Source organism: Methyloceanibacter sp. (assembly GCF_049590335.1).
In the GTDB taxonomy this organism is placed as follows: domain Bacteria; phylum Pseudomonadota; class Alphaproteobacteria; order Rhizobiales; family Methyloligellaceae; genus Methyloceanibacter.
The window spans coordinates 33,181-52,091 of record NZ_JBAWCQ010000017.1; the positions used below are offsets into that span (position 1 = coordinate 33,181).

The following is an 18,911-nucleotide window of genomic DNA, read 5'->3' on the forward strand; positions in this document are numbered from 1 at the left end:
AGCGCCTTAACGCTTCCGCATCAAGACATGAAACTGCGCAGCAAAGCGGGTGCGCCCGGCGATCGCGCCTGCGCTCACGCCCGTGCCAAAGAAGATGTCACCGCGCTGCGGTCCTTGAATGGCCGAGCCCACATCCTGGGCGATCATCAAACTATGGAAGGGCGCGCCGTCTTCGTCGTCTAGGTCCGGAACGGTGACGAAGACGGGCGACCCAAGAGGGATATAGGCCGGGTCGACGGCCAGGCTGCGACGCGGTGTGAGGGGCACGCCTTCCGCGCCGCGCGGGCCCTCCTTCGCGTCGCTTTTCGAGAGCGCGGAAAAAAACACATAGGACTCGTTCTTCTGCATGAGCGCGCGGCCACGCGCCGTATCGTTCCGGAGCCAGGCTTTCACGACGTCCATATCGATCTCATCGGCAGCGAGCTCTCCGGCATCAATAAGAACCCGCGCTATAGACGTGTACGGATGACCGTTCTTGCCCGCATAGGTCAGCCTCAAGGATGTGCCGTCGTTGAGATGGACAAGCCCGGAGCCTTGCACCTGCATGAAGAATAGCTCGACGTAGTCATCCGTATACAGGACTTCCAACCGTTGCGCTGCGAGCCCGCCTGCCTCTATTTCGGCCCGTGTGTAGTAGGGAACGGCGCCCTCAGCCGTCCAACGAAAGCCGCTGACGGCCTCGTTGTACCTTGCGCGGTCCGTCTCGGCGATTGTGGTGATCAGATCGGCGGGTCGACCATAGATCGGCACGGAGTATCGTGGCGTCTGGGTGCGGGACCCGCGCAATTCCGGCTCGTAATAGCCGGTTACGTATCCGGGCGTATCGGCCGACGCCGCGAGCAGTTCGAACCGGGATTCGAAAAACGCGCGTGCCGAACCGCGTTCCGCAATGCCGCAAAGGTCCGGCGCGCCGACGAAGAGATTGCCGTCACCGATAAGAGATTTGGAGTTCAGAAAGGCGCGCAACGCCGCCGTGTGATCGTCCTCCGCCCAGCCGTCAAGGGCGGTAAAGGAGGTGCGTGTCGAGTAGACGGAGCCGGACAAGGGCGGCGGCTAGTTCGCCGCCTCGGTGGCCACGAGCTTCCAGTTCGGATTTCGAGAGGCCATGTCGCGCGCGAATGTCCAGATGTCGGTGACCTCGCGCACTTTCTTGGGGTCGCCATCGACGACCTCGCCGCCCGCGTCGCGCGTGACCGAGATCAGTTCGCTCACGAACTTGACCGTGACAAAGGCCTGCTTGTCCTTGAGTTCGGCCTCGATGATATCGGCCTTGTCGATGCCGACCAGGGTCGTGTGATGCGTTTCGCCACGCTCTTCACGCTCGCCGATCGCGCGTGTGAAGCCGTCCAGGACGTCTTCGCCTAGAAGCTGATTGAGCGTCTTCTCGTCGCCTTCCGCAAAGGCGGCGACGATCATCTCATAGGCCATCTTTGCGCCGTCCAGAAACTGGGTCGGATCGAAGCCGGGATCGGTCTTGATGAGCCCGGTGAGCGCTTGGCCAAGCGGACTGTCGGCTTTGGCGAAGCGCTCCAGGCGCTCCTCGATATCCTCGGCAGTGGGCCCGGCGGTTTCGCCGGCCGGCACATCGGCATTGCGGCCGCGCGGCAGAGCGACAACGGTGCCTTCCGGTGCACCTTGTTTGGACTCGGGGCTGGAATAGGGGTCGTAAGGCTGCCGTTCGTTGCCAGTCCGGCGTCCGAGAACGCCACGCAGCCTGATGAAAATCACCACCGCGAGAACCAGGAACAGCAATGTATAGATATCGAAAGCTTCACTCATAATCGCACGGCCATCCAGTTCCGGATCGAATCCGGTTCAATGCGGACTACTCTTAGGTCCATATCGTTTCGTGCCTAGAGGTTTTCTAGCGGTCGCAATCCGCCGCGGCGCATTTTTCAGGTCTAAATAGCCACGTTTCAGGCTCAACTTACGTCATTCCCGTCAGGGACGCCAACCCCAAAGGAGGCATATGGCCTTTTCCGGCGTCCGCATGCGGATTGCTGAATTGCGCGGCGCTCTCCTCCCATGCTAGCCAGCGGACGCAGTATGCGTCGAGGAGGATCATATGGCGGACAAGGAAGAAAAAGATAACCCCAAGGGGAGCAACGGCGACGGACCGCCAGGCGGCGCCGGTTCCGGTACCGAGGCACAGCTCAACGTACTCGCACAATATGTGAAGGATCTCTCCTTCGAGAGCCCCGGCGCGCCGCAGACGCTTCAGGGGCCCGGCGAGAACCCGCAGCTTCAGGTCGGCGTCAACGTCAATGCCGGCCCGCGCGGCGACGATGTCTACGAGGCCGTCGTGCACCTCGAAGCCCACGCCAAAAGCGACACGGGCGTCATCTACAATGTAGAGCTGGATTACGGCGGCCTGTTCCGGATCAAGAATATCCCGGAAAACATGCTCCAGCCGGTCCTGTTTGTGGACTGCCCCACCCTGCTCTTCCCGTTCGTGCGGCGCATAATCGCCGATATCGTGCGCGATGGCGGTTTCCCGCCCCTGATGCTTGATCCGATCGATTTCGGTCGTCTCTACTCGCAAAATCTGTCGAAGGGCGGCGACACCCCAAACGGCCCCCCGAACTAAGGCGCGGCCAGGCGTAAGCTCAGATCACTCGTAACGGCGCCATAGCGCGTCATCACCCAACGTGGCCGCGAAGGCGCGGTGGGCTTCGCGCTCTTCCGCTGTCAGCCGCGTGGCCAACGGCGTGGCACGCGGGGTGACCTTGGCGGCGCTCCCCGGCGAATCGGCCCGTTGGGTTCCGTTCCCGGCAAGTTCGAGCCTCGCCTGTTTTCCGCCGACCAGTTCTACATAGACGGAGGCGAGCAGCCGGCAGTCCAGAAGCGCGCCGTGCAGGTCGCGCCCGCTGAGATCGATGCCGTAGCGGCGGCAAAGCGCATCGAGGCTCGCCGGCGCTCCTGGATGCCGGCGCCGCGCGAGCGCCAGCGTATCCACAATTCTGTCCCAGGTCAGAAGCGGCTTGGAAGCCCAGTCGAGTTCGGCGTTCAGGAAGCCGAAGTCGAATTTGGCATTATGAATGACCAGCATGGCGGTTTCGACGAATTCGAGGAACTCGTCGGCCTTGTCGGCGAAAAGCGGCTTGCTCGAGAGGAAGTCCGTGGACAGCCCATGCACGGCGAACGCCTGTTCGGGCATGTCGCGCTCGGGGTTCAGATAGCAGTGCCAAGTCCGCCCCGTGGGAATCGCATTCACCAGCTCCACGCAGCCGATCTCGACCACACGATGCCCTTCCTTGGGATCGAGGCCTGTCGTTTCCGTATCGAGAATGATTTCACGCAAAAGCCGAGTGATCTCCGTTTGTCTACGATCGCGACGCGCGCAAGCGCTCCATGACGCGCCCATCCTTGAGCTTAAGCGATTCGACCAGCACATCGAGCTGCGCGTGCAGGTTTTCCAAGGTCAACCCGCTGTCCAACACATGATCGGCCCGCGCCCGACGGTCCGCATCGCCGAGCTGACGGGCCCGCAAAGCCTCGAACTTTTGGACGCTCATGCCGTCGCGCTCCAGCACGCGCTGACGCTGCACGTCTTCCGGCGCGCTGACCGTGACCGTAACGTCGACGCGGGACTCCGCGCCCGTTTCGAATAGAAGCGGAATTTCGAGCACCGCCATGGCTGCGCCACTCGCTTCCTGCTCGCAGAGAAAGTCGATCTCAGCCTGCGTTACTAAGGGATGGACGATCGCCTCGAGCGCTTTGAGGCGCTCCGGCCGGCCGGCGACTTCCCGGGCCAGAAGCGCCCGGTCCACACGGCCCTCGTAGGTCGTGCTCGGAAAAGCGCGCTCGATCAGCGGCACCGCGGCGCCTTCATAGAGTCCGTGTACATAGGCGTCCGCATCGAAAACGGGAACCCCATGCTGCCTGAAATGTGCGGCCGCGGAGCTCTTTCCCATGCCGATACCGCCCGTGAGACCGATGACCAGCATCACGCCGCTCCGAGAGTAGTGACCACGTGGTCACGCAAGGCGGGCGTCACCTCAGGGCGGACACCGAACCAGCGTTCGAAGCCGGGGACGGCTTGGTGCAGAAGCATGCCGAGCCCGTCGACCGCTGTGAGTCGGCGCGCGCGGGCCGCGGCCAGGAGCGGTGTCTCCAGCGGCACATAGACGATGTCCGTCACCACCGCAGCCGCGGGAAGAGCGCCGACCATGATATCCAGCGGCGGTTGGCCCGTCATGCCGAGGCTCGTCGTATTGACCAAGAGCCCGCAGGCCGACAGGGCCGAATCTTTGGTCTCCCATGGAATCACCTCAATGGGCGCACCAAAATCACGGGCAAGCGTCTCCGCTTTGGCGACCGTGCGGTTCGTTAACAGAATGCGGGGAACACCGGCTTCGATCAGCCCGTGGAGAATCGCGCGGGCGGCGCCGCCCGCACCCAGCACCATGGCCACGCCGCACGTCTCGCGCCACTTGGGGGCACCCTCATCTAGATTGGTCATGAAGCCATAGGCGTCTGTATTGCTCGCCTGGAGACTGCCGTTCGCATCGAGCCATAACGTGTTCGCCGCGCCGATCGCCTTGGCCGCCACATCGGCCGAGCGCGCTGCATGGAGCGCGGCCTCCTTATGGGGCAGCGTGACGTTTGCTCCCACATAGCCATTGGCAGGCAGATCGCTCAGAAACGCCGCCAGATCCTCCGGCCGCACGGCCTCTTTCTCGTAGGCGCCGTCAATGCCGTACTGCCGCAGCCAGTAGCCATGGATCGCCGGCGAGCGCGAATGCTCCACCGGCCAGCCGATCACGCATGCACGTGGAGCCTTGCTCATGGTCGCTTCATCCCTCGATCGCGCCCTCACGCCGGAGCGCATCGAGAACCGGGAGTAGCGGAAGACCGAGAATCGAAAAGAAGTCCCCGTCGATCTTCTCGAACAGCTGAATACCCAAGGATTCGATCTGGTAGGCGCCGACGGAGCCGAGCACGGCCTCACCGGCCGCTGCGAGATAATGCCCGACAAATTCCGGCGAGAACCGGCGCATGGTCAGCGTCGCCACATCAGTGTACGCCCAGACTGTGGTCCCGCCGGTAGCAAGAACAACCGCGGTGTGGAGCCGATGGCTCTTGCCGCTAAGGTCGAGCAGCCGGGCGCGCGCCTCGTCGAACGACTGCGGTTTTCCATATGTGTTGCCGCCGGCAGACATGATCTGGTCTCCACCGATCACGAAGGCCTCACCCGACTGCCCGCTCACCGCTTCTGCTTTAGCGCGCGCGAGGACTTCAGCCACATCGCTTGGATCGACAGTGCCTTTGAAGCCCAGCGCCGTGCGCATGGCCGCCTCGTCGAGATGGGCGGCCTTCGTACTGAATGTCAGCCCGGTGCTGGCCAAGAGCTTGCGGCGTGCGGCGCTTGCCGAAGCGAGAATCAAGGGCGAACGGCCCTCTTGGATGAAATTGGTCATGTGTCGAGCGCCGGGGCGTCACGATCGTCATAGAGCCGGATGATTGCCGCGGCGGTCTCTTCGATGGACCGCCGCGTCACATCGATAATGGGCCAGCCGCGGCGCGCGCAGAGCTGCCGTGTCTGGGCGATCTCCGCAGCAATGGCGTCGCGATCGACATAATCGTCCAAATGACCGTGGGCCTGCTCGATGACCCGGTTGTGGCGCACTTGCGAGATTCGCTCCGGGCTCGCGACGAGCGCAACGACGAAGGCAGTCGTATCCTCCTCAAGCTGCGGCGGCACGGGCACGCCCGGCACGAGGGGCACATTGGCCGTTTTGAACCCGCGATTGGCGAGATAGATGGACGTCGGGGTCTTCGAGGTGCGGCTGATGCCAAGTAGGATAATTTCGGCATCATCGAGCCGGTCCGGCAGATGGCCGTCGTCATGCATCATGGTGAAGTTCAACGCCTCGATGCGGCGATAATAGTCAGCGTCGAGCTGGTGCTGACCGCCAACCATCGGTGTCGACGTCATGCCCAGATAAGACTCGAAGACCTGCAACACATTTAACAGTGGCGCGACATAGGGAACGTTGAGCCGCTTGCAGGCTTGCTCCAGCTCCTCGGCCATATCCCGATTGAACAGAGTGTAGAGCACGATCCCTGGCGCCGCCTCGACTTCCTTGAGGACCCGGTCGAGTTCGCGGCCGCTCCGCACGAGCGGATGCAAATGCTCGATCGCCCGCGCGGCTGCATATTGCACGCCGACGGCTCGGGCGATGGTAACGAGCGTCTCGCCTGTGGCGTCTGAGATCATATGAAGATGGAAGGTACGCTGTTGGATATCCATTGTACGACCATTGGATAACTGGGGTGGACGACAGGGGCAACACTCGGCCGCGTTGATCTCTCCCCGCTAGGCGGTAATTCATCCGCTAAGTTCTTCACAGATTCGTCTGTGTCTAGATCGTGACCGACGTTATGAGCGGGGAGACAATAGCCTTTTTCATCCCCAGCTCCGAGGGGACGAAACCCACAAGTCCTCAAGACGTTCTCAATACCCACGAGAGCGCAAAAAACGTCAATGCATCTGGTTCTTATGGCGACTATCACGGGGACCTGACCACAGCGGGGCCGGTTTATCGCCGAACCGTCAAATTCGCGCCTGGCCAGCCTGTTGAAACAGTGGTGATGAAATTGAATGTCCGCTATCCACGACATAACAAAAACAACAGTAATCCTTTTAAAGACTCTTCTTATTAGTTTTAGAGAGGCGCATGACCGGTTCACAAGTTCCCCTGTTGTCCGTTCTGAAGGGTGAAACGTGCTCGCCTCCGCCCATGTGGCTCATGCGCCAGGCAGGCCGGTATTTGCCCGAGTACCGGGAGGTGCGGAAGACCGTTCCGTCCTTTCTCGACCTTTGTCTCACGCCCAAACTCGCGGCCGAGGTCACGCTTCAGCCTCTCCGCCGGTTCCCATTCGATGCCTCGATCGTGTTCTCCGATATTCTCATCGTGCCCTTTGCTCTGGGTCAACCTGTGGCATTTGTCGAGGGAGAAGGCCCCAAGCTCGATCCTGTCGGCGATGGCGCCGCGCTGGCACGGCTCGACCCTGCGGTGGCGGCTACTAAGCTCTCTCCGGTCTACGAGACAGTAGAGCGGGTCGTGGCAGAGCTCCCGGACAAGGTTCCGCTAATCGGTTTTTGTGGGGCGCCTTGGACGGTGGCAACCTACATGGTGGAAGGCGCAGGCAGCAAGGACCAGGCTGCAGCGCGCGCGCTTGCTTATCGGGACCCATCCCTGTTCCAGGCGATGATCGACATGATCGTCGAGACGTCCACGATTTATCTTCTGGGCCAGGTGGCGGCGGGTAGCCGGGCACTTCAGATCTTCGACAGCTGGTCGGGTAGCCTGCCTGAAGACGCCTTCGCCCGGTGGTGTATCGCGCCAACGAAAGAGATTGTGGCACGTGTGAAGCAGCAAGTGCCCGAGATTCCGATCATTGGTTTTCCACGCGGCGCGGGACCCTCTGCCGTGCGCTATGCGCGCGAGACCGGTGTGGACGGGGTCGGATGCGACACGAGCCTGCCGCTTGCGTGGGTCCGCGAGGAGCTTCAGTCGCTCGTGCCGGTTCAAGGCAATCTCGATCCGGTGCTATTGGCTGCCGGCGGCCCGGAACTCGACGTAAGGGTTGCGCAGATTCTAGAGGAGCTCAGCCAAGGCCAGTTCATCTTCAATCTAGGCCATGGCATTCTACCCTATACACCGATAGAGCACGTTGAGCGGCTGGTGCGGCTCGTGAAGGGCGTTAGCGCAGGGTAAGGAACTGAAAAAAATATGTTTCTTCTCTACATCAAGGCGTTTCACATCATCTCAGTGATCGCCTGGATGGCTGGTGTCCTCTATCTGCCGCGTCTGTTCGTCTATCACACCGAGGCGGAAAAGGGCTCGAAGCAGTCCGAGACCTTCAAGGTTATGGAGCGGCGCCTTTTGAAGGCTATCATTACGCCAGCGATGATCGCGAGCTGGGTGTTTGGTCTCATCCTGGCGTTCGAGTTGGTGGACTGGGCCCATGCGGGTTGGTTCCACGCCAAACTCGTGTTGGTGATAGCCATGTCCGGGTTCACTGGATTTCTTTCCAAATGGACCCGGGAGTTCGCGCAAGACCGCAACACCCATAGGCAGCGATTCTACCGGATCGCCAATGAAGTTCCGACGCTATTGATGATCGCGATTGTTATTCTGGCGGTAGTAAAACCCTTCTAGGACGCGTTGAATTGACCTTCAGCCAATATTTATACCAGTTTTTGGGCAAATCTATTCCGCGCAAGGCTGGCGTCTGCTATAAGACGACTCGAAAACAGTCTAAGACATAGGTTCCAGTCCGACTTTTGACGCGGACTGGTTGGAGCGGTCCCGCCGCTCTCCCGCCAAAGATCATCCATTTCCTTATCTCTTCGATCGCGTGCGTTGATGCGCGTGGCAATCCAAACAACAACCCTTTCCCCATTGGAGTTTAGCAGCGCATGCAAGAAATGAAGCTGCAGGATTTGAAGGCCAAATCGCCGACGGAGCTTTTGAGCTTCGCCGAGGAGGTCGAAGTCGAGAACGCGAACGCCATGCGCAAGCAGGAATTGATGTTCGCGATCCTGAAACAACTTGCCGCCCGGGAGGTCGATATCACCGGCCAGGGCGTGGTCGAGGTCCTGCAGGATGGTTTCGGCTTCCTGCGCTCGCCGGATTCGAATTATCTGGCCGGCCCTGACGACATCTACATCTCGCCCTCGCAGATCCGCCGCTTCGGTCTTCGAACCGGCGACACGGTCGAGGGGCAGATCAGAAGCCCCAAGGACGGCGAGCGCTATTTCGCGCTTCTCAAGGTCAACACGATCAATTTCGACGATCCCGACCAGCAGCGTCACAAGATCCACTTTGACAATCTGACCCCGCTCTATCCGGACGAGCGTCTGGAGATGGAGACCGAGGACCCGACCAAGAAGGACTATACCGGCCGGGTCATCGATATCGTCGCGCCGATCGGAAAGGGCCAGCGTGGTCTCATCGTGGCACAGCCGCGCACCGGTAAGACAGTGATCCTTCAGAACATCGCCCATGCCATCACCGCCAATCATCCGGAGTGCTATCTGATCGTGCTCCTGATCGACGAGCGGCCCGAGGAAGTGACCGACATGCAGCGCTCGGTGAACGGCGAGGTCGTATCCTCGACGTTCGACGAGCCTGCATCGCGTCACGTACAGGTGGCCGAGATGGTCATCGAGAAGGCCAAGCGCCTAGTGGAGCATGGGCGCGACGTCGTGATCTTGTTGGATTCGGTTACGCGCCTTGGCCGCGCCTATAACACGGTGGTGCCCTCCTCCGGCAAGGTGCTGACCGGCGGTGTGGACGCGAACGCGCTCCAGCGGCCGAAGCGCTTCTTCGGTGCTGCGCGTAACATCGAGGAAGGCGGCTCGCTCACGATCATCGCGACGGCCCTGATCGATACGGGCAGCCGCATGGACGAAGTCATCTTCGAAGAGTTCAAGGGCACCGGTAACTCCGAAGTCGTGCTCGACCGCAAGGTCGCCGACAAGCGCGTGTTCCCGGCCATCGACATCGCCCGCTCCGGCACCCGCAAAGAGGAGTTGCTGGTGGATCGCGATCAGCTCAAGAAGATGTACGTGCTCCGCCGCATCCTGAACCCGATGGGCACGATGGATGCGATTGAGTTCCTGGTCGACAAGCTGAAGCAGACCAAGAACAACGGGGAATTCTTCGATTCGATGAACACGTAGGGCATGGCGCCTTGCGAAGCTTGGCATCCTTTTCCGGCTCGCGAAGCTGGATGGGATGGCATGCGCGGCGTGCTTCACATCACAGCGGTTAATCTACTTTGTGTCCTTGCCGGCACCCTGATCGTCGCGAACGACTGCTCCGTGCTGACATCATTCGAGAAACCGTTGGAGTGATCGCTACGTCACCGTGACTTCGCGTGCCGCCTTGATCGTCTCAACGAGCTTGTCCGCGTCCGTGACCGGCAGGGAGCATTGCGGGCCAATACATACGTAAGCCGTCGTCTTGCCGTCGATGACGGTCTTGCCGGACGCAGGTGAATTGGACGGCAGCGTCTCGTCGGCCCAGACTTCGTCGACCACCACATTGGGCAGCGACACATCGCGCAAAGCCTCGCGCATCGCTGTCGGGTCTCCGCCCTCGGGCACCATCAGCACGATGAGCGCCGGCGCCAGCAGATCAAGCGCCGCATAGAGCAGCCCCGCATGGCCGACCGGGTTCGCGGTGATTGCAGGGCCGAAAGCCTCCATGGTCTCGTCGGCACGATCGGTATACGTAACCGTGCCAGTCCAGGACGATAGCGCCACGAGGTTCGAGACCATTGTGGTGTTGGCGTTCGGTGTGGCATCGTCGTTACCGTTCAGCGGCCGCACGAGAATGTCGTCGGTATCGTCGGCTGCGAGATAATAGCCGCCAAGGTCTTGCGCCCAGTAGTGGGTGTCGAGCACGTGCGTCCAGGCGCAGGCCTGCTCCACATATTCGGGATTGTTGGTCGCGTTGGCGAGCACGAGTGCCGCGCGAATCATGTTGGCATAGTCGCTTGCTGTGGCCGGTGCGTTGCCGGGCCCTTCACGATAGGAGTGAATGAGCCGCGTTGCCAAGCTCATCCGCATAAGGACGAAGTCGAAGGCGGCTTCCGCCGCGGCCAGCCATTCGGGTCGGTCGAAGGCCGTAGCCGCGTTGGCGAGCGCACCGATCATCAGCCCGTTCCAATCGGCCAGGACCTTGTCGTCGAAACCAGGACGTACACGGAGGGAACGGCGATCGAATAATTTCGTGAGCATCCCGGTGAGGCGGGTCTCGGTGGCCTCGTCGCGCAAGGCGACCGTAGACAGACGATTGGGGATATTCTTTCCCTCGAAATTGCCGGGTGTTGTGGTTTGGTAAATATCAGCAAAGAAGTTTATGTCGTTGGGACCGAGAACCTCTTGGAGTTCGTCGAAGTCCCACACATAGAACTTGCCCTCGACGCCTTCGGAATCCGCATCGAGCGAGGCGGCGAAACCGCCGCCGTCCGTCACCATTTCGCGCAATAGCCAGCCGATGGTCTCTTCGATGCGCCGTGCGTAAAGGGGCGACTTGGTCTCGCGCCAGACCTCGGTCATGAGATCGACCAGGAGCGCGTTGTCGTAGAGCATCTTCTCGAAATGCGGGACGAGCCACTGTTCGTCGACGCTGTAGCGTGCGAAGCCGCCGCCCACATGATCGTAAATGCCGCCTTGGCAGATATGCGTGAGCGTGAGATCGACGGCCTCGCGCAGGCTTTCTACGCCGTAGCGGAGGCCGGCTCGCCACAGCAGCGAGAAGAACTGGGTCTGGGGAAATTTCGGGGCGCCCCGGATGCCGCCCGTGGTGGGGTCCACGGCTTGCAGGAACCGCCGGGTCCAGTTTTCGAGCGTGGCGTCAGTGAGCGACACCACCTCGCCTTTGGGATGGGAGGGCTGGAGGCGCGCCTTCAAAGCGTCGGCATTGGTCCGGACCTTGTCCGGCGCTTCATGGAAAGTGTGGGACACGGTTCTCAGGACGTCTATGAAGGCAGGGCGGCCATAGCGCTGTTCTTTCGGAAAATAGGTCCCGCCCCAAAACGGCTCCGCATCGGGGGTTAGGAACATGGTGAGCGGCCAACCGCCCTGCTCGCCAATAAGGTGGAGCGCGTTCATATAGATCGAGTCCACATCCGGCCGTTCCTCGCGGTCGACCTTGATGTTGACGAACAGGTCGTTCATCACAGCGGCGGTGATGGGATCTTCGAAACTTTCATGTGCCATCACATGGCACCAATGGCAGGCGGCATAGCCCACGGACAGCAAGACCGGTTTTCCGGTGCGTTTGGCTTCGGCGAGGGCGTCCGTACCCCAGGGGCGCCAATGCACGGGATTGTCCTTATGCTGGCGAAGATAGGGGCTCTTTTCTTCGCCGAGTTGGTTGCCGTCGTGTTCGCTCATCCTGCCTTCCGATCTTCGCGCCGCTCCGGTTACGATAGACTATGAACGATACCTTTTTTCATCACGAGTCAGGCGAGGCGCCGGCTTCGCAGTCGGGTGAGACCATCGTCGCCCATGCGTCCGGCGCTGGTGTTTCGGCTGTCGCTGTTATCCGCATCTCGGGCTCTTCGACACGTACGGTACTAGAACACCTCACAGGCACGCTGCCTGTTCCACGTGAAGCAACGCTGCGGCGGATCGGGGAAATCGATCGCGGTCTCGTGCTCTGGTTTCCGGCCCCTGCGAGCTTCACCGGGGAGGATATGGCGGAGCTTCAGGTTCATGGCGGCCGTGCGGTGGTGCAGGCCGTGGTCGAGGCAGTCCTTGCGTTGAACGGCGTGCGGCTCGCAGAGCCCGGTGAATTCGCCAGGCGGGCTTTCGAGAATGGGAAGCTCGACCTCACCGAGGTCGAGGGGCTTGCCGATTTGGTCAGCGCGGAGACGGAGGCGCAGCGGCGTCAGGCCCTCGCCCAAGCCGACGGTGGTCTGCGGCGCTTGTACGAAGGCTGGCGCGCGGAACTCTTGAATGCGCAAAGCCTGATGGAGGCGGGGCTCGACTTTTCCGACGAAGCGGATGTCGCCGCCGACGCGGCCCGTCTGGCCGGCGAGGCTGTGGAGCCCTTGCTGCACGCTCTCGAAGCGCATCTTGCGGACCATAGGGGTGAGCGTCTGCGGGACGGCTTTCGGGTTGTGATCGCCGGACCGCCCAATGCGGGCAAGTCTTCGATCCTGAATGCGCTCGCCAAGCGCGACGTCGCCATCGTCTCGGAGGAAGCGGGCACCACTCGAGACGTGATTGAGGTGCATCTCGACTTGGGTGGGGCTCCCGTCATCGTTGCCGACACGGCAGGCCTTCGCGAGGGCGGCGGTGGGGTCGAAGCGGAAGGTATGCGGCGTGCGGTCCTGTGCGCGTCGTCCGCGGACCTGGTGCTTTGGATTGCCGATTCCCGGGATCCTGTCCCTGTGCAGCGCGCGCGGTTCGGAGATGCCCCGATCCTGGCGGTGGCCAACAAGGCCGACCTTGTGTCCGAAGGGGCTTCGAAGCCCGGCTCCCAGCCAGGGATCGCGGTGTCGGCCAAGACGGGCCAGGGGCTTGAGGAGATTATCGGGGAGCTTGGGCGGCGTGCCGCTGAGGGTTCGGAGGATCGCGGCGCCTCTCCGATTACAAGAACGCGGCATCGCGTCGAACTTGTGTCAGTCCGGGACGCCCTGAAACGTTTTGTTAACCATGATCTCGATGCGGAGCTTCGGGCCGAGGAATTGCGCATCGCCGCGCACCATCTGGGCCGCCTCACCGGCCGGATCGACGTTGAGGACATCCTGGGTGCGATCTTTTCCGAGTTCTGCATCGGCAAGTGACCGCCCGCGTGGCGGGATTTGCGCCGCGTCACGAATAATGATTCACGTGAAACGTCGCCGCAAATCGAGGGCGGATTGATTCACGTGAAACATCGGATTTCGGCGGCTTTGACGGCAGGCCACGGAGCGACTACTTAGCGCCCATGAGAGAGCCGCAGTCCAACATGACCTACGATGTCATCGTCATTGGCGGCGGCCATGCCGGATGCGAAGCTGCGGCCGCCGCTGCGCGCCTCGGTGCGCGTACGGCCTTGGTGACGCATAAAGCGACGTCCATCGGTGAGATGTCCTGCAACCCCGCTATTGGCGGATTGGGTAAGGGCCATCTCGTGCGCGAGATTGATGCGCTTGACGGTTTGATGGGACGCGTGGCCGACGCGGCCGGAATCCAGTTCCGCATTTTGAACCGAAGCAAAGGGCCGGCCGTCCAGGGCCCGCGCGCGCAAGCCGACCGGAAGCTCTACCGCCAGACCATGCAGGCCGCGATCGCGGGCACAGACAATCTCGAAGTGGTCGAGGCCGCGGCCGAAGACGTCGTCGTCGACGGTGGCCGCGTCGAAGGGATCATGACTGCCGACGGGCGCCGCCTCACGGCCGGTGCGGTGGTTCTCACGACGGGTACGTTCCTGCACGGTCTGATCCATATCGGCGACACGCGCATTCCCGCCGGGCGCATGGGCGAGGCCCCTGCTCTTGGGTTGTCCGAGCGCCTCTACGGGCTCGGACTGCGTATGGGCCGGCTCAAGACTGGAACGCCGCCTCGCCTCGATGGCAAGACCATCGATTGGGCGCGGCTTCAGGAGCAGCCCGGCGATGCGCCGCCCGTCCCCTTTTCGTTTCTGACCGAGACGATCACCACGCCGCAGATCCCCTGCCACCTCACCTATACCTCTGAGGAGACTCACAGAATCATCGAGGCGAACCTGTCGCGCGCGCCGATGTATTCCGGCGCTATCGACAGCGTCGGCCCGCGCTATTGTCCCTCGATTGAGGACAAGGTGGTGCGCTTCAAGGACCGCGCGAGCCACCAGATCTTTCTTGAGCCGGAGGGCCTCGATGACGACACGGTCTATCCGAACGGGATTTCGACCTCACTGCCCGAAGATGTGCAGCATGAGTTCCTCAAGACCATCGCGGGTCTTGAGAATGTTCACGTGAAACGTCCGGGCTACGCGATCGAGTACGATTATGTGGACCCGCGTGAACTTCATCTGAGTCTCGAGACGAAGGCTGTTACGGGCCTGTTCCTCGCCGGTCAGATCAATGGCACGACCGGCTATGAGGAAGCAGGAGCGCAGGGGCTCGTCGCGGGGATCAACGCGGCCAAGACCGCCTCGGGGACGAAAGACCGGTTGGCGGTGACCCGGGCCGACGGCTATCTGGGGGTGATGATCGATGATCTCGTGACGCGCGGCGTCACCGAGCCCTATCGCATGTTCACCTCCCGCGCGGAGTACCGGCTCATGCTGCGGGCCGACAACGCGGATCAACGGCTGACGCCGTTGGGCTTGGCGGTGGGCTGCGTGGGCGCCGAACGGCGCCGCAGCTTCGATGAGAAAGCCGAGCGGCTCGCTGCAGGCGCCGCCCTCCTCCGCGACCTGACACTGACGCCCAACGAGGCCGCGAAGGCGGGGCTTGCGATCAACCGAGACGGCCGCAAGCGCAGTGCGTTCGATCTGCTCAGCTATCCGGAGATCGATATCGCCCGCCTCTCGCAAGTCTGGCCCGAGATCGGCGCGCTCGACGCGGCGACCGCATCGCAGCTCGCCATCGACGCGCGCTACGCCGTGTACATCGCACGGCAGGAAATGGACGTTGCAGCGTTCCGCAAGGACGAGGCAATTCCGATCCCGACAGACTTCGCGTACGACGCGCTGTCGGGCTTGTCGAACGAGCTAAGGCAGAAACTGACCTGCCATCGGCCGGCAAGCCTCGGGCAGGCCGCGCGGCTCGATGGCATGACGCCGGCGGCGCTGATGCTGCTGCTCGCCCACGTCAAAAAAGGCGTGAGCGCAAAAAGCGCATGAACGCCGATGGTAAGCGGGCGCGCCTCGCCCAAGGTCCGGAGTGGTTCGCGGAAGCCTTTAAAGTTTCACATGAAACAATCCACAGGCTAGAGGCCTATAGTAGTCTCCTGGAGCGCTGGCAGAAAACGACCAATCTCGTGGCGCCATCCACGCTTCCGCAAGTCTGGAGCCGCCACTTTGCCGACTCGGCCCAGTTATCAGCCCTTGCGCCAAAGGCGCGACTCTGGCTCGATCTAGGTTCGGGCGGCGGCTTCCCAGGGTTGGTCGTTGCGATTCTCAGGAGCGGGGATCCGGACTTTCGCATGCACCTCGTCGAATCAAACCAGAAGAAGTGCTCGTTTCTAGGCGATGTGGCCCGGACCGCCAAGGCCCTTGTGGACATTCATCCAATGCGTATTGAACAGTTTGCGGAAAACGCCCAAAGCCTAAGAGCAGATGTGGTCAGCGCCCGCGCGCTAGCGCCGTTGCCCCGTCTGCTGGAACTCGCCGAACCGTTTCTGCGAGACGAAACCCGGGGGCTCTTCCTGAAAGGTCGCGAGACAGACGCCGAGATCAAGTCCGCCGAGGCGCGGTGGAACTTTGATTACGCCAGCCATCCCAGCCTCACGGCCGAAGACGCGCGGATCGTCGAGATCGCGAATTTGCGCCGGAGGTCCGCATGAGCCGGCCCACCATGCGCATCTTGGCGCTCGCCAATCAGAAGGGCGGCGTCGGCAAGACCACCACGGCGATCAATCTCGGGACGGCCCTCGCCGCAGTCGGCGAACGGGTGCTGATCGTCGACCTAGACCCTCAAGGCAACGCCTCGACAGGGCTCGGCATCGAACAGCGGGAGCACTCGACTTTCGATGTGCTCATTGGCGATGCCTCGATCCTCGATGCGAAAGTCCCAACGCACGTACCTCGGCTGTCGATCATCCCGGCGACCATCGACCTGATGTCATTCGAGCGGGAAGTTGGCGACACCGGCGGCAAGCACTACCGTTTGCGCGACTGCTTCGCCGAACTTGTGGCCCAAGAGAGTGATGATCAGCGCACGACTTACGTTCTCATCGACTGTCCGCCATCGCTCAACCTATTGACCTTGAACGCGCTAGCGGCAGCGGACGCGGTGCTGGTGCCGTTGCAGTGCGAGTTCTTCGCGCTGGAGGGATTGGCGCAGCTCCTGAGCACGGTCGAGGAAATTCGCGGGCGCCTCAATCCGAAGCTGCGCATCCATGGCGTGGTGCTTACGATGTACGACAAGCGGACCAGCCTGTCGGACCAAGTCGTGGAGGATGTGCGGGCCGTACTCGGTGAAAAGGTCTACACGACCGTCATTCCGCGCAATGTGCGCGTGGCCGAGTCGCCCTCCCACGGCAAGCCCGTCCTTCTTTACGATTACAAATGCACAGGAAGCCAAGCCTATATCCAGCTCGCCTCGGAAGTCATCGAGCGCGAGCGGCGGATCAAGGCGGCATGATGCGGGGGGGGTTCATCGCCGCCCAGAATTGGAGACCAAAACGATGGCAGTGAGCGCACAGAAAAAGCGATTGGGCCGGAGCCTCGCCTCCTTGATCGGAGACGAGGCGGGCGAGGGTGCCACGTCCGAGGACCAGCGGGCCGTGCCCCTATCGGCATTGAAGGCGAGTTCCTATAACCCGCGGCGCGACTTTTCGGATGCCCAGCTCGATGAGTTGGCGGCCTCCATTCGCGAGCGCGGCCTGGTGCAGCCGCTTGTCGTCCGCCCCAAGGGCCCCGACACCTACGAGATTGTCGCTGGCGAGCGGCGCTGGCGCGCGTCGCAGCGGGCGAACCTCCACGAGGTTCCAGTAATAATCCGTACACTGACGGATCAGGAGGCGATCGAGATCGCCATCATTGAGAACGTTCAGCGCGAAGACCTCAACGCCATCGAAGAGGGTGAGGGCTACCAGGCGCTGATGCAGGGCCATAGCTACACCCAGGAAGACCTCTCCAAGGTGATCGGCAAGAGCCGCAGCCATCTGGCCAACACGCTCCGCCTCCTGAAGCTGCCCAAGGCCGTTCGGGACCTCGTCCGCAACGGCGATCTGAGCGCGGGCCATGCGCGCGCGCTGATCGGACGGGACGACGCCGCCAAGCTTGCATTGCGTATCGTCAAGGAGGGGCTCACGGTCCGCCAGGTAGAGGCGCTTGCCCAGGAGCGCAAGCCCAACGGCAAGGCTAAGCCGAAGGCGGGTAAGGATGCCGACACGCGTGCGGCCGAATTGGAACTGCACGAGGTGCTAGGTCTGCGGGTCGAGATAAAGAGCGGACGCGGCGAACGAGGCGAGCTGCGCATTCGCTATGCCAATTTCGACCAGCTCGAAGATTTGCGCGAACGGCTGATGCGTGCACCTAGCCGCTAATCGGGACAATACGACGTAGACGGAGTATTAGGCGGGCCCCGCACCGAGAAACTCCTCGGCCTTGAACAGTGTCTTGAACGGCACACCCGTTTCTGCGTAGAGCGCAGCCGCACCCTCGCCCCGGTCGAGGATCGAAATGACCAGCGACACCTCGGCGCCCGCGTCCCGGACAACCTTGACTGCGTCCATGGCCGAACCGCCCGTGGTCGTCACGTCTTCGAGGATCACCACGGTCTTGCCCGCAATGTCGTTTCCATCGACGCGCTTCTGGGTGCCGTGGTCCTTCACGGCTTTGCGGACAAAGAAGCCCGGAAGGTAGCGCCCAAAGGCCGGGGATTTCATAGCCACCGGCGCGATCAAGGGGACGGCCCCCATCTCGAGCCCGCCCACGGCATCAGCATCGACCCCCTCGAGCGCATGGAGAATGAGGTCCGCCATCAAACCCGCGCCGTCGGGATCGAGCATGGCCGGCTTCATGTCGAAATAGAAATCGCTCTCCTTGCCCGAGGCGAGCACCACCCGCCCGCGCCGGAACGCGCGCGCCTGCAACAGCATGAAGAGCTTGTTGCGGCGTTCGAACATTGCGGGATCATGTGCTGCAGCCTGGTGACTCATTGCGTGTTCCTCTGCTCGTGCGTCCCGATGGCCGTGCATCGTCCTGGCCGCAAGTGGCCTATGCATAAGAACACCGGGGAGCGGCGTCAAACCTTTGAGGCGGTCAAACTTTTGAGGCGAGCGCCAGCAGCAACCGCTCGCCGAAAGCGGCGCCGAGATCCGGCGACCGGCGGGTCCGCCGCACGGCCTCCTGAATCAGGGGCAGGGCGGTCGCCAGTCTCCAGGCCCCCCATTTGCGGCAATGGTTGAGAAACATGTCGCGGCGCCTGTAGTGAAGCGGCGGCCGGAGCTTCTTGGCGCCGTCCTCCAGCGCGCCCCGATGCGAGGCGACGACATAGAGCTTGGTGAAGTGTCGGGAGAGTGCCGACAGCGCCACGGTCCGGTCCGTCCCGGACGCGGCGAGCCGGCCCAGCTCGCGCAGCGCGCCCGGCGCGTCGCCCGCGCTGACCGCAAAGACGAAATTGTCGAGCGCGATTTCCGAAGCATCGCCGACGATAGCCGCCACGTCATCATGGGTCACCTGCCCTGAGCCCTGCGCGTACAGCGCGAGCTTGGCGACCTCGCCCCGGGAGAGCGCCTGATCGGC

General features: G+C 62.2%; 18 protein-coding genes and 1 pseudogene. 9 read left to right on the forward strand and 10 right to left on the reverse strand.

Going from position 1 to position 18,911, the window contains the following annotated elements; all coding sequences use genetic code 11:
• Window positions 1-6: 6 nt before the first annotated feature.
• Together WBQ77_RS01370 and WBQ77_RS01375 are read right to left on the reverse strand one after the other, a co-directional pair.
• Window positions 7-1,044, reverse strand: coding sequence for a murein transglycosylase A (locus tag WBQ77_RS01370; protein ID WP_424045333.1), 1,038 nt, complete (start codon window positions 1,042-1,044; stop codon window positions 7-9).
• Window positions 1,045-1,053: 9 nt separating this feature from the next.
• Complete coding sequence (locus WBQ77_RS01375) at window positions 1,054-1,779, reverse strand: Tim44/TimA family putative adaptor protein (protein ID WP_424045331.1); 726 nt, start codon at window positions 1,777-1,779, stop codon at window positions 1,054-1,056.
• A 286-nt stretch (window positions 1,780-2,065) separates the two neighbouring features.
• Between WBQ77_RS01375 and secB the strand changes: the two genes are divergently transcribed.
• Window positions 2,066-2,587: a protein-export chaperone SecB gene (secB, locus tag WBQ77_RS01380; RefSeq protein WP_424058577.1), complete on the forward strand. Its 522-nt coding sequence runs from the start codon at window positions 2,066-2,068 to the stop codon at window positions 2,585-2,587.
• Window positions 2,588-2,611: 24 nt separating this feature from the next.
• Here secB and dnaQ read toward each other — a convergent pair whose 3' ends face one another.
• From dnaQ to WBQ77_RS01405, 5 genes are read right to left on the reverse strand one after another with little or no spacing between them, the layout of a single operon-like run.
• Entirely contained in the window at window positions 2,612-3,301 is a 690-nt protein-coding gene (gene dnaQ / locus WBQ77_RS01385) for a DNA polymerase III subunit epsilon (protein WP_424042508.1), read from the reverse strand.
• Between the two features lie 22 nt (window positions 3,302-3,323).
• Entirely contained in the window at window positions 3,324-3,947 is a 624-nt protein-coding gene (coaE, locus tag WBQ77_RS01390; protein ID WP_424042509.1) for a dephospho-CoA kinase, read from the reverse strand.
• Window positions 3,947-4,789: a shikimate dehydrogenase gene (locus tag WBQ77_RS01395; RefSeq protein WP_424058579.1), complete on the reverse strand. Its 843-nt coding sequence runs from the start codon at window positions 4,787-4,789 to the stop codon at window positions 3,947-3,949. Before WBQ77_RS01395 ends, coaE begins: the two co-directional genes overlap by 1 nt.
• Before the next feature lie 7 nt (window positions 4,790-4,796).
• On the reverse strand, window positions 4,797-5,420 hold the full coding sequence (locus WBQ77_RS01400) for a Maf family nucleotide pyrophosphatase (protein WP_424045550.1): 624 nt from the start codon (window positions 5,418-5,420) through the stop codon (window positions 4,797-4,799).
• Window positions 5,417-6,253 (reverse strand): pyruvate, water dikinase regulatory protein, encoded by an 837-nt coding sequence (locus WBQ77_RS01405; protein ID WP_424045549.1) that lies wholly within the window; start codon window positions 6,251-6,253, stop codon window positions 5,417-5,419. Before WBQ77_RS01405 ends, WBQ77_RS01400 begins: the two co-directional genes overlap by 4 nt.
• Window positions 6,254-6,680: 427 nt before the next feature.
• Here WBQ77_RS01405 and hemE point away from each other — a divergent pair, with 427 nt between their 5' ends.
• From hemE to rho, 3 genes are all read left to right on the forward strand, one after another.
• A complete protein-coding gene (gene hemE, locus WBQ77_RS01410) occupies window positions 6,681-7,724 on the forward strand; it encodes a uroporphyrinogen decarboxylase (RefSeq protein ID WP_424058581.1) in 1,044 nt (347 codons plus the stop codon).
• A gap of 15 nt (window positions 7,725-7,739) precedes the next feature.
• Window positions 7,740-8,168, forward strand: a complete 429-nt coding sequence (gene hemJ, locus WBQ77_RS01415) for a protoporphyrinogen oxidase HemJ (protein WP_424058583.1) — start codon at window positions 7,740-7,742, stop codon at window positions 8,166-8,168.
• A 260-nt stretch (window positions 8,169-8,428) separates the two neighbouring features.
• Window positions 8,429-9,694, forward strand: a complete 1,266-nt coding sequence (gene rho, locus WBQ77_RS01420) for a transcription termination factor Rho (RefSeq protein WP_424045545.1) — start codon at window positions 8,429-8,431, stop codon at window positions 9,692-9,694.
• Between the two features lie 177 nt (window positions 9,695-9,871).
• Here the strand turns inward: rho and WBQ77_RS01425 are convergent, their stop codons facing one another.
• The gene (locus WBQ77_RS01425; protein ID WP_424058585.1) at window positions 9,872-11,917 is read right to left on the reverse strand and encodes a thioredoxin domain-containing protein; all 2,046 of its coding nucleotides are present in this window, start codon (window positions 11,915-11,917) and stop codon (window positions 9,872-9,874) included.
• 41 nt (window positions 11,918-11,958) lie between these two features.
• On the opposite strand from WBQ77_RS01425, the gene mnmE reads away from it, so the two are divergent.
• From mnmE to WBQ77_RS01450, 5 genes are all read left to right on the forward strand, one after another.
• Window positions 11,959-13,314, forward strand: coding sequence for a tRNA uridine-5-carboxymethylaminomethyl(34) synthesis GTPase MnmE (gene mnmE / locus WBQ77_RS01430; protein WP_424058587.1), 1,356 nt, complete (start codon window positions 11,959-11,961; stop codon window positions 13,312-13,314).
• A gap of 164 nt (window positions 13,315-13,478) precedes the next feature.
• A complete protein-coding gene (gene mnmG / locus WBQ77_RS01435) occupies window positions 13,479-15,341 on the forward strand; it encodes a tRNA uridine-5-carboxymethylaminomethyl(34) synthesis enzyme MnmG (RefSeq protein ID WP_424058589.1) in 1,863 nt (620 codons plus the stop codon).
• Entirely contained in the window at window positions 15,338-16,003 is a 666-nt protein-coding gene (rsmG, locus tag WBQ77_RS01440; protein WP_424045541.1) for a 16S rRNA (guanine(527)-N(7))-methyltransferase RsmG, read from the forward strand. Before mnmG ends, rsmG begins: the two co-directional genes overlap by 4 nt.
• Window positions 16,000-16,803 carry a ParA family protein gene (locus tag WBQ77_RS01445; RefSeq protein WP_424058591.1) on the forward strand — a complete coding sequence of 268 codons (804 nt, stop codon included), beginning with the start codon at window positions 16,000-16,002 and terminating at the stop codon, window positions 16,801-16,803. The genes rsmG and WBQ77_RS01445 overlap by 4 nt, the downstream gene beginning before the upstream one ends.
• Before the next feature lie 43 nt (window positions 16,804-16,846).
• Window positions 16,847-17,710: a ParB/RepB/Spo0J family partition protein gene (locus tag WBQ77_RS01450; RefSeq protein ID WP_424045539.1), complete on the forward strand. Its 864-nt coding sequence runs from the start codon at window positions 16,847-16,849 to the stop codon at window positions 17,708-17,710.
• A 27-nt stretch (window positions 17,711-17,737) separates the two neighbouring features.
• On the opposite strand, the gene pyrE is transcribed toward WBQ77_RS01450, so the two are convergent.
• Window positions 17,738-18,325: an orotate phosphoribosyltransferase gene (gene pyrE, locus WBQ77_RS01455; protein WP_424045538.1), complete on the reverse strand. Its 588-nt coding sequence runs from the start codon at window positions 18,323-18,325 to the stop codon at window positions 17,738-17,740.
• Between the two features lie 103 nt (window positions 18,326-18,428).
• Window positions 18,429-18,911, reverse strand: a pseudogene (locus WBQ77_RS01460) (DNA polymerase III subunit delta); the annotation flags it as partial.

Coding starts and splice junctions, on each gene's coding strand:
- WBQ77_RS01375 (WP_424045331.1), bottom strand. CDS start 1,779: ATGAGTGAAGCTTTCGATATCTATACATTGCTGTTCCTGGTTCTCGCG.
- secB (WP_424058577.1), top strand. CDS start 2,066: ATGGCGGACAAGGAAGAAAAAGATAACCCCAAGGGGAGCAACGGCGAC.
- coaE (WP_424042509.1), bottom strand. CDS start 3,947: ATGCTGGTCATCGGTCTCACGGGCGGTATCGGCATGGGAAAGAGCTCC.
- WBQ77_RS01395 (WP_424058579.1), bottom strand. CDS start 4,789: ATGAGCAAGGCTCCACGTGCATGCGTGATCGGCTGGCCGGTGGAGCAT.
- WBQ77_RS01400 (WP_424045550.1), bottom strand. CDS start 5,420: ATGACCAATTTCATCCAAGAGGGCCGTTCGCCCTTGATTCTCGCTTCG.
- WBQ77_RS01405 (WP_424045549.1), bottom strand. CDS start 6,253: ATGGATATCCAACAGCGTACCTTCCATCTTCATATGATCTCAGACGCC.
- hemE (WP_424058581.1), top strand. CDS start 6,681: ATGACCGGTTCACAAGTTCCCCTGTTGTCCGTTCTGAAGGGTGAAACG.
- hemJ (WP_424058583.1), top strand. CDS start 7,740: ATGTTTCTTCTCTACATCAAGGCGTTTCACATCATCTCAGTGATCGCC.
- rho (WP_424045545.1), top strand. CDS start 8,429: ATGCAAGAAATGAAGCTGCAGGATTTGAAGGCCAAATCGCCGACGGAG.
- WBQ77_RS01425 (WP_424058585.1), bottom strand. CDS start 11,917: ATGAGCGAACACGACGGCAACCAACTCGGCGAAGAAAAGAGCCCCTAT.
- mnmE (WP_424058587.1), top strand. CDS start 11,959: ATGAACGATACCTTTTTTCATCACGAGTCAGGCGAGGCGCCGGCTTCG.
- mnmG (WP_424058589.1), top strand. CDS start 13,479: ATGACCTACGATGTCATCGTCATTGGCGGCGGCCATGCCGGATGCGAA.
- rsmG (WP_424045541.1), top strand. CDS start 15,338: ATGAACGCCGATGGTAAGCGGGCGCGCCTCGCCCAAGGTCCGGAGTGG.
- WBQ77_RS01445 (WP_424058591.1), top strand. CDS start 16,000: ATGAGCCGGCCCACCATGCGCATCTTGGCGCTCGCCAATCAGAAGGGC.
- WBQ77_RS01450 (WP_424045539.1), top strand. CDS start 16,847: ATGGCAGTGAGCGCACAGAAAAAGCGATTGGGCCGGAGCCTCGCCTCC.
- pyrE (WP_424045538.1), bottom strand. CDS start 18,325: ATGAGTCACCAGGCTGCAGCACATGATCCCGCAATGTTCGAACGCCGC.